Raw genomic sequence first — 7889 nt, 5'->3', positions numbered from 1 at the left:
CCGTACGTGGTGCCGGCCCCGGGCCGTTCTCGTGAAGCGGGCGCCCCATGGTGAGCATGGTGTCACCTTCCACGGGCTTGACCTCAAGCTAACTTGAGCTCGTACGCTGGTGACGATCGTCCCTTCGTGCCCAGGAAAAGGACTCACATGCACCAGGAGAACCTTCGAGTGGCCGTCCTCCTCGGAGGCGGTCGTCGGGGACGCACGGGTCCCGTCATCGCGGCCTGGTTCCTCGACCTCGTAGCGGCCCGCCCCGGTGTGGACGTCGACGTCCTCGACGTGGGCGAGCACTGGTCCGACGACCAGGGCGCCGAAGCCACCGAATTCTCCCGTGCGATCGACGCCGCCGACGCCTTCGTGGTGGTGACCCCCGAGTACAACCACGGGTACCCCGGGCCGCTCAAGAGCGCCATCGACTCGGCCCGCAAGGAGTGGTTCGCCAAACCGGTCGCGTTCGTCTCCTACGGAGGGATGTCGGGCGGCCTGCGCGCCGTGGAGCAGTTGCGCGGGGTCTTCAGCGAACTGCACGTGACCTCGGTGCGCACCTCGGTGAGCCTGCACAACGCCCAAGGTCTGTTCATGGCCGGCGCCGGGGGCGAGGAGTTGCGCGGCGCGGAGGCCGCGGTGGACGAGATGCTCGACCAGTTGGCCTGGTGGGGCGAGTCCCTACGCCACGCCAGACGCGACCGCCCCTACCCGGGATAGCGTGACGGCGGACGAGGGTGGGCCCAATCGCCGGCGGAGACGCTGAACAACGGGGACGGGGCGGTGCCGTTTCCGGCACCGCCCCGCCTTTCTACCCCACCAATCACCATCCCCTGATGATCCCCATCATCAAAGGTCTGTGCGCGGGCTCGCGCCCGCCTGGACGATCCGAAGATCGCCCAGGGTATCTCCGCGTTGACGCGGAGTTCCCTGTCCCACGACTCAACCTAGAAGACCTGGGGACCGCGCGCAGGGCTTTCACCGAAAAAGGTCGAGAAAACTTCGAGTGGTCTCCTACCAGCGGGTAAACCCCTGGGCATGAGAGTGGCGATCACGGGTGCGACCGGGATGGTCGGTCGTGCGCTGACCGCCTCCCTGCTGGCGGACGGACACACGGTGGTGACCCTGGTACGGCGTCCTCCACGCCGTAGCGAGACGCCCGGGGTGGAGGAGGCCGAGTGGCGCGCGCAACAGGGACGGGTGGACGCCGTGGCCCTGGGCGGGGCCGAGGCCGTCGTCCACCTGGCCGGCGAACCCTTCGGCCCCGGGTTGTGGACCCGTCGTCGACGCCGCCTGATCCGTCGTAGCCGGGTGGAGGGCACCCTGGGCCTGTGTCGGGCCCTGGCCGGGATGAAGCATCGGCCCACGCGTCTGTTGAGCGCCTCGGGCACCCACTTCTACGGCGCGACCGGAGACACCGTGGCCACCGAGGAGGGCCCCTCCGGCGAGGGCTTCCTCGCCGAACTGTGCCGGGGCTGGGAGGAGGCCACACTCCCCGCACGGGAGGCCGGGATGTCGGTGGCCCACCTGCGCAGTGGGGTGGTCCTGGCCCGGGAGGGCGGCATGCTCCGTTCCCTGCTGCCGCTGTACCGCATGGGCCTCGGCGGCCGGCTGGGATCGGGCGCCCAGCACCTGACGTGGATCTCGCTGGTCGACCAGGTCGGCGCCATCCGGTTCCTGCTGGAGCGACCGGACGTGACCGGCCCGGTGAACCTGTGCGCGCCCGAACCCGTGAGCAACGCGGACTTCACCCGGGCGCTCGCCAAGGCCCTGGGCCGCCCCGCCGTCGTGCCCTTCCCCTCTCCCGCGATCCACGTGGCCCTGGGCGGCTTCACCGAGGAGAGCGCCCTCGTGGACCTGAGGGCCCGACCCGAACGTCTGGAGAAGGCCGGCTATTCCTTCCTTCTGCCCGACATCGACAGTGCGCTTTCCGACATCCTGCCCCGACCCGCCCCTCCCGTCGGGGCGTAAGGTGGGGGTGTGAGTGATCTCGTTTACGCATGGCTGGGCGACACTCCCGTCCCGTACCACCAGGGTTGGGATCTCCAAAAACGACTCCACCAGAGCCGCGTCGCCGACGAGCTGCCCGACACCGTCCTGTTCCTCGAACACGAACCCGTCTACACCGCGGGCAAACGCACCGGGAGGTGGGATCGTCCCATCACCGATCCCGGCGCGCCCGTCGTGGACATCGATCGAGGCGGCAAGATCACCTGGCACGGCCCCGGACAGCTCACGGTGTACCCCATCGTCAAGCTGGACCAGCCCATCGACGTGATCGCCTACGTCCGCATGCTGGAGGAGTCCGTCATCCGCACCATCGCGGAGTACGGCCTCACCGGCGAGCGCGTGGAGGGTCGCAGCGGAGTGTGGCTGGAGGCCGATCCCGAGCGCGGCCTCATCGAACGCAAGATCTCCGCGATCGGCTGTCGAATCGCCCGCGGGGTCGGGATGCACGGACTCGCCCTCAACTGCGACAATGACATGTCGTGGTTCGACCGGATCGTCCCCTGCGGGATCTCCGACGCGGGGGTCACCTCGCTCACCAACGAACTGGGGCGCGCCGTCACCGTCGCCGACGTGCGACCGCGCCTCGAACGGCACCTGGCCGACGTGCTCGGCGCGGCGGAATTCAGCCACACCGACGGCGCCGAGCTGCTCACCGACGCCACCGCCCGAGCATGAAAGACCACACCATGAGCCAGTCCCCACCGGGACGTGCCGCCCCCACAAGGGGCGCGAGGGTCCCCGTCACAGGGGTACAGAAGGGAACGGGTTCGCGTTGACCATCGCTCCTGAGGGCCGCAAGCTGCTGCGCGTGGAGGCGCGCAACAGCGAGACCCCCATCGAGAGAAAGCCGCCGTGGATCAAGATCAAGGCGCACATGGGGCCCGAGTACACCGAGCTCCAGTCCCTGGTCAAGGGCGAGGGCCTGCACACCGTCTGTCAGGAGGCGGGCTGCCCCAACATCTACGAGTGTTGGGAGGACCGGGAGGCCACGTTCCTCATCGGTGGTGACCAGTGCACCCGGCGCTGCGACTTCTGCCAGATCGCCACCGGTAAGCCCACCGCCCTGGACAAGATGGAGCCGACCAAGGTCGCCACCTCCGTCCAGAAGATGGAGCTGCGCTACGCCACCGTCACAGGTGTGGCCCGTGACGACCTGGAGGACGGCGGCGCCTGGCTCTACGCCGAGACGGTCCGCAAGATCCACGAGCTCAACCCCGACACCGGCGTCGAGCTGCTCATCCCGGACTTCAACGCCGACCCCGACCAGCTGGCCGAGGTGTTCGGTTCGCGTCCGGAGGTGCTGGCGCACAACGTGGAGACGGTGCCGCGGATCTTCAAGCGCATCCGCCCGGGCTTCCGCTACCAGCGCTCCCTGGACGTCATCACCATGGCCCGCGAGGACGGCCTGGTCACCAAGTCGAACCTGATCCTGGGCATGGGCGAGACCCGTGAGGAGATCAGCGAGGCCATGCGCGACCTGCACGAGGCCGGCTGTGACCTGCTCACCATCACCCAGTACCTGCGTCCCTCCAAGCTGCACCACCCGATCGACCGCTGGGTGAAGCCGCAGGAGTTCGTGGAGCTGGGCAAGGAGGCCGAGGAGATCGGCTTCGCCGGTGTCATGTCCGGTCCACTGGTGCGTTCGTCCTACCGCGCGGGCACCCTGTACAAGCAGGCGCGCGAGAAGCGTGAGGCCCAGGCCGCGGCGGCCACGAACAACGCATAACGAACGTTTCGTCACAGTCGTGACCAACCTGGAACGGTGGCCCGAGGGCCACCGTTCCGCATGTGGGTGCTCGGAGACATATCCTGGTGGTTCCGAGGCGCCCTGATCGTGGCGCCGACAAGGCGCCGCACCGAAGGTCGACCGCGTAGAGGAGGCAAGGCAGCAGAGGGACCCTTCCCCACCGAGTCACTCGGTGTGCGCTGCCTGAAAGAACCATGGCGAAGAAGTCCGACACCACGTCCGCCGGTAAGGGTGGCGAGAAGCAGCCGGGCCGGTTGAAGCAGATCGGCATGGTCGCCAAGGTCGTCCACCAGCAGAGCCCGCGCACGATCCCGCTCGCGATCACCGTCGCGCTCGTGATCCTCGCCGTCTTCATCGGTATCGGCGTCTGGACCGGCTCCTGGATCATCTGGCCGCTGACCGGTCTGCCGATCGCCTTCCTGGTCGGGTTCATCATGTTCACCCGGTCGGCCCAGAAGGTGCAGTACAAGATGCTCGACGGCCGGCTGGGTGCCGGCATGGCGATCCTGGAGAACATGCGCGGCAACTGGGTGGTCGAGCCCGGTGTGGCCGCGAACAAGCAGATGGACGTCGTCCACCGCGTGGTGGGCCGCCCCGGCGTGATCCTGGTGGGCGAGGGCGACCCGGGTCGTCTGCGCGGCCTCATCGCCGGTGAGAAGAAGCGGGTGTCGCGTGTCGCCAACGACACGCCCATCTACGACTTCAAGGTCGGCAACGGTGAGGACCAGGTGCCCGTCTCCAAGCTGCAGCGGGCCCTGGTGAAGCTGCCCCGCAACCTGGACAAGTCCGGCACCGCCGAGCTGACCTACCGTCTCAAGGCACTTCCGGCCGCGATGCAGATGCCCAAGGGACCCATGCCCAAGGGCGCCAAGATGCCGAAGGGCATGCGCGGCAAGATGGGCTGACCCGGGCCGCCTCCGCCCTCGTCAACGGACCTTCCACGGGGCCGTCGCACCGACCGGTGCGACGGCCCCGTTCGCGTGGGCGGGTCCAATGGTCCGGGCGGTAGCCGATGAGTGCTCCCGGCCGACACTCGGGTTCCCGGCGCAGGGCGGCCAGGGTGGAGAGGCGGATCGCCTCGGCCCGCCCGTTCTTGAGCACCGACGGGTCGACCACGGTGACGCCGACCCGCTCGACGAGGAACTCGTCCGGATCCGGACGCCCCGCACGACCAGGCTTCGAGGGACCTGGGCTCCTCCTCATCGTTCATCGACAAGGCGGGAGAACGAGAACGGGCCCGCGCTCATCGTGAGCGCGGGCCCGTGACGTCCCAGGGATCCGAGGCCGGGTCAGTCGCAGCTGACGTCGTCCTCGGCGGCGTTGGTGCCGCCCAGGTCATCGACGCTGGAACCGCCGCCGGAGCCACCGCCCACGCCGGCGACGCCCTCCCAGCCACCGCTCATGACCAACTCCAGGTCCTCCCCCAGGGAGGGCTCCTCCACGATCTCAGCGCCGCCCTGGACGGCCTCGGCCAGGAGCTCGGCGTGTTCGGCCTTGTCGGGCCCGTGGTAGACGGTGGTGACCTCCGGGACCCGCAGCTCGGGGTTGGTCGTGTCGGTGACCGTGAACCCCTCCTCGGCCAGCAGAGGCTCGACCTGAACGCCCAGACCGTCGACCCCGGTGTTGTTGAGCAGCAGCAGGGACACGTCGGAGGGTTCCACACCACCCGGGTCGTCCCCGGACTCCTCGGAATCCTCGGAGTCCTCCTCGGCGAGTTCGCCGGCGGCCACCGAGTCGAACAGGTCCTGCGCGGCGGCCTCCTGGAACTGCACCTTGTTGACATCGACCGGGTAGTCCTCGACGGGCGCCGTGACCATGTTCATCCGCCCCAGGTCGACCTCGCGCATGGCGATGGCCAGCTCGGTCATCTTGTCGACGGTGAACTCACTGTCGGTGGTGAGACTGTCGGTGACCGAGTTCAGGAAGGAGATCAGGTTGTTGGGTTTGGACAGGATGTCCCCGGAGGTGACCTCGCGCAGGATCGCGCCCATCATGCGCTGCTGGTTCTCGATGCGCCCCAGGTCGCTGCCGTTGGCCGCGCTGTCCCGGGAACGGGCCAGACCGAGCGCCTGTTCGCCGTTGAGCTTCTGCTCCCCCGCGTCCAGCTTGATATGCGCCTTGGGGTCGTCCACGGGCTCGGGAACGCACATCTCGATGCCGCCGATGGAGTCGACGATGTGCTCGAACCCGGCGAAGTCCACCAGGACCATGTGGTCGAGGTGGATGCCGGTGATGGTCTCCACCGTGTTGCCCTGGCAGTCCATCCCGCCGTAGGTCATGGCGTGGTTGAGCTGGTCGACGCCGCCGGCCCAGCCCGCGCCGTCTCCCTCCGCCGCCTCGCACGGGGGGATCTCGACCATCGTGTCACGCGGGAGGTTGACCATCGTCACCCCGCCCTTGTCCACGTCGATACTGATGACGACCAGGACGTCGGGGCGGATCCCGTTCAGCTCGTTGTAGGAGGCGTCGTCCCCCGCACGCTCGTCGGTGCCCAGCAGCAGGATGTTGTGCAGTCCCTCGACCTGGGCGGGACGGTCACCCCAGCCGTCGGGGTCCACATCCGCGGTGTCGATACCGAAGATTCCCTGGTAACCGATGTAGACGACCAGGCTCGCGGCGATGAGCACGCCGGTCGCGGCGCACGCCGCCCATTTCCCAAGGGTCATCTTGCCTGCGACGGCGGCCTTGGACACGTTTCTTGGGGCCAAGAGGGCACCTGCGATCCGATCTGGGGCACGGGAGGGGGTGGGACCGTCCGGGAGGGGATCCGCCGCGGGAGGGACCACGGTGGTGTACTCGGACGTAACCCACCGGATGCTACCGGAACGGTATCCGTGTGTCAGACCCCGGTCAGCGGTCCGGCCACCGGGCTCGGCGGCCGGACCGGTCGCCTCAACAGGCGCTCTCCTCGTCGGCCTCGGCGGTGACTCCGCCCAGGTCATCGGTGATGGACAGGTCGGTCTCGGCGGAGGAACCCCCGGAGAAACCGTTCCAGTCGGACCCGGCGACCAGTTCGAGGGTCTGCTCCAGCCCCTCGGCCTCCTCGGTCACGGCGTTCTCCAGGGAACCGGCGAGCAGTTCGGCCGCCGCCTCCTCGCCCGGACCGTGGTAGACGGTGGTCGCGGCGGGGGCGCGCAGCTCGGGGTTGCCCGTACCGGTGACCACGTACCCCTCCTGGACCAGGACGGCCTGGATCTCCAGGGCGAGCCCGTCGATGCCGGTGTTGTTGACCACCTGGATCGTGATGTCGGAGGGATCGACCGGAGCCGTCTCCTCGTCGTCCTTGTTGTCGGAGGTGTCGTCGTCCTCACCCGCCAGGTCCACGCCCGCGTTGATCGCCTCGAACAACTCCGAGGCCTGGGGCTGGCTCATCATGATGCGGTTCTCGTCGTCGGGGTGGGCCCCGTTGGGGACGGTGACGAACTGGACCCGGTCCAGGTCGACCTCGCGCATGGAGATGGCCATGTCGGTCATGGTCTCGACGGTGAGGTCGTCGTCGGTGCTGATGGAGTCGGTGACGGCGCCCAGGAAGTTGGTGATGGTGACCGGGTTGGTCATCACCTCGCTGCTGAGGACCTCGCGGAGCATGGCGCCCATGAACTCCTGCTGGCGGTCGATCCGCGACAGGTCGCTGCCGTCACCTTGGGCGTAACGGGAGCGGACGAAGCCCAGGGAGTCCTCGCCGTCGAGCGTCTGGAGCCCGGCGTCCAGCCGAAGGTGGGCCTTGGGGTCGTCGATCGACTCGGGGATGCACATCTCCACCCCGCCCAGGGCGTCCACCATGTCCTTGAACCCGGTGAAGTCCATCATGAGGAAGTGGTCCAGGTGCACACCGGTGACCTGTTCCACGGTCTTCCACTGGCAGCCCACCCCGCCGAAGGTCATCGCCGAGTTGACCATGCCCTGGTGGGCGCCCATGCCCTCGTAACCCTCGGACGCCTCGCAGTCCGGCAGGTCGACCATGAGGTCGCGGGGCAGGTTGACCAGGGTGGCGGCGCCGTTGTCCACGTTGATGCTGGCGATGAGCATGGTGTCGGGGCGCTCGCCCTCGGCCTCGCCGTAGTCGGCGTTCTCACCCGAGCGGACGTCGGACCCGATGATGAGGAGGTTCATGACCCCCTCGACGCTGGTGGGCCGGTCCCACTCG

At 68.5% G+C, this 7889-nt stretch carries 7 protein-coding genes and 1 pseudogene; 5 read left to right on the top strand and 3 right to left on the bottom strand.

Annotated features, from left to right (window positions below; all coding sequences use genetic code 11):
- The first annotated feature begins 147 nt into the window (after nucleotides 1-147).
- From K8V84_RS03560 to K8V84_RS03540, 5 genes are all read left to right on the top strand, one after another.
- Nucleotides 148-705 (top strand): NAD(P)H-dependent oxidoreductase, encoded by a 558-nt coding sequence (locus K8V84_RS03560; protein WP_304070294.1) that lies wholly within the window; start codon nucleotides 148-150, stop codon nucleotides 703-705.
- A gap of 318 nt (nucleotides 706-1023) precedes the next feature.
- Nucleotides 1024-1956 (top strand): TIGR01777 family oxidoreductase, encoded by a 933-nt coding sequence (locus tag K8V84_RS03555; RefSeq protein WP_304070292.1) that lies wholly within the window; start codon nucleotides 1024-1026, stop codon nucleotides 1954-1956.
- Between the two features lie 9 nt (nucleotides 1957-1965).
- Nucleotides 1966-2670, top strand: coding sequence for a lipoyl(octanoyl) transferase LipB (gene lipB, locus K8V84_RS03550; protein WP_304070290.1), 705 nt, complete (start codon nucleotides 1966-1968; stop codon nucleotides 2668-2670).
- Nucleotides 2671-2767: 97 nt separating this feature from the next.
- Complete coding sequence (lipA, locus tag K8V84_RS03545; protein WP_067606887.1) at nucleotides 2768-3721, top strand: lipoyl synthase; 954 nt, start codon at nucleotides 2768-2770, stop codon at nucleotides 3719-3721.
- A gap of 215 nt (nucleotides 3722-3936) precedes the next feature.
- A complete protein-coding gene (locus tag K8V84_RS03540) occupies nucleotides 3937-4647 on the top strand; it encodes a DUF4191 domain-containing protein (protein ID WP_304070288.1) in 711 nt (236 codons plus the stop codon).
- A gap of 91 nt (nucleotides 4648-4738) precedes the next feature.
- Here K8V84_RS03540 and K8V84_RS03535 read toward each other — a convergent pair.
- From K8V84_RS03535 to K8V84_RS03525, 3 genes and pseudogenes are all read right to left on the bottom strand, one after another.
- A pseudogene (locus K8V84_RS03535) lies at nucleotides 4739-4882 on the bottom strand (helix-turn-helix domain-containing protein); the annotation flags it as partial.
- A gap of 149 nt (nucleotides 4883-5031) precedes the next feature.
- Nucleotides 5032-6408, bottom strand: a complete 1377-nt coding sequence (locus K8V84_RS03530) for an LCP family protein (RefSeq protein ID WP_304070297.1) — start codon at nucleotides 6406-6408, stop codon at nucleotides 5032-5034.
- A 226-nt stretch (nucleotides 6409-6634) separates the two neighbouring features.
- The coding region (locus K8V84_RS03525) for an LCP family protein (RefSeq protein WP_304070285.1) at nucleotides 6635-7889 on the bottom strand (1255 nt) is incomplete at its 5' end.

Source organism: Nocardiopsis listeri (genome assembly GCF_020741345.1).
GTDB classification, from domain to species: Bacteria; Actinomycetota; Actinomycetes; order Streptosporangiales; family Streptosporangiaceae; genus Nocardiopsis; species Nocardiopsis listeri_A.
This window is presented reverse-complemented; position numbering and strand designations above follow the sequence as displayed.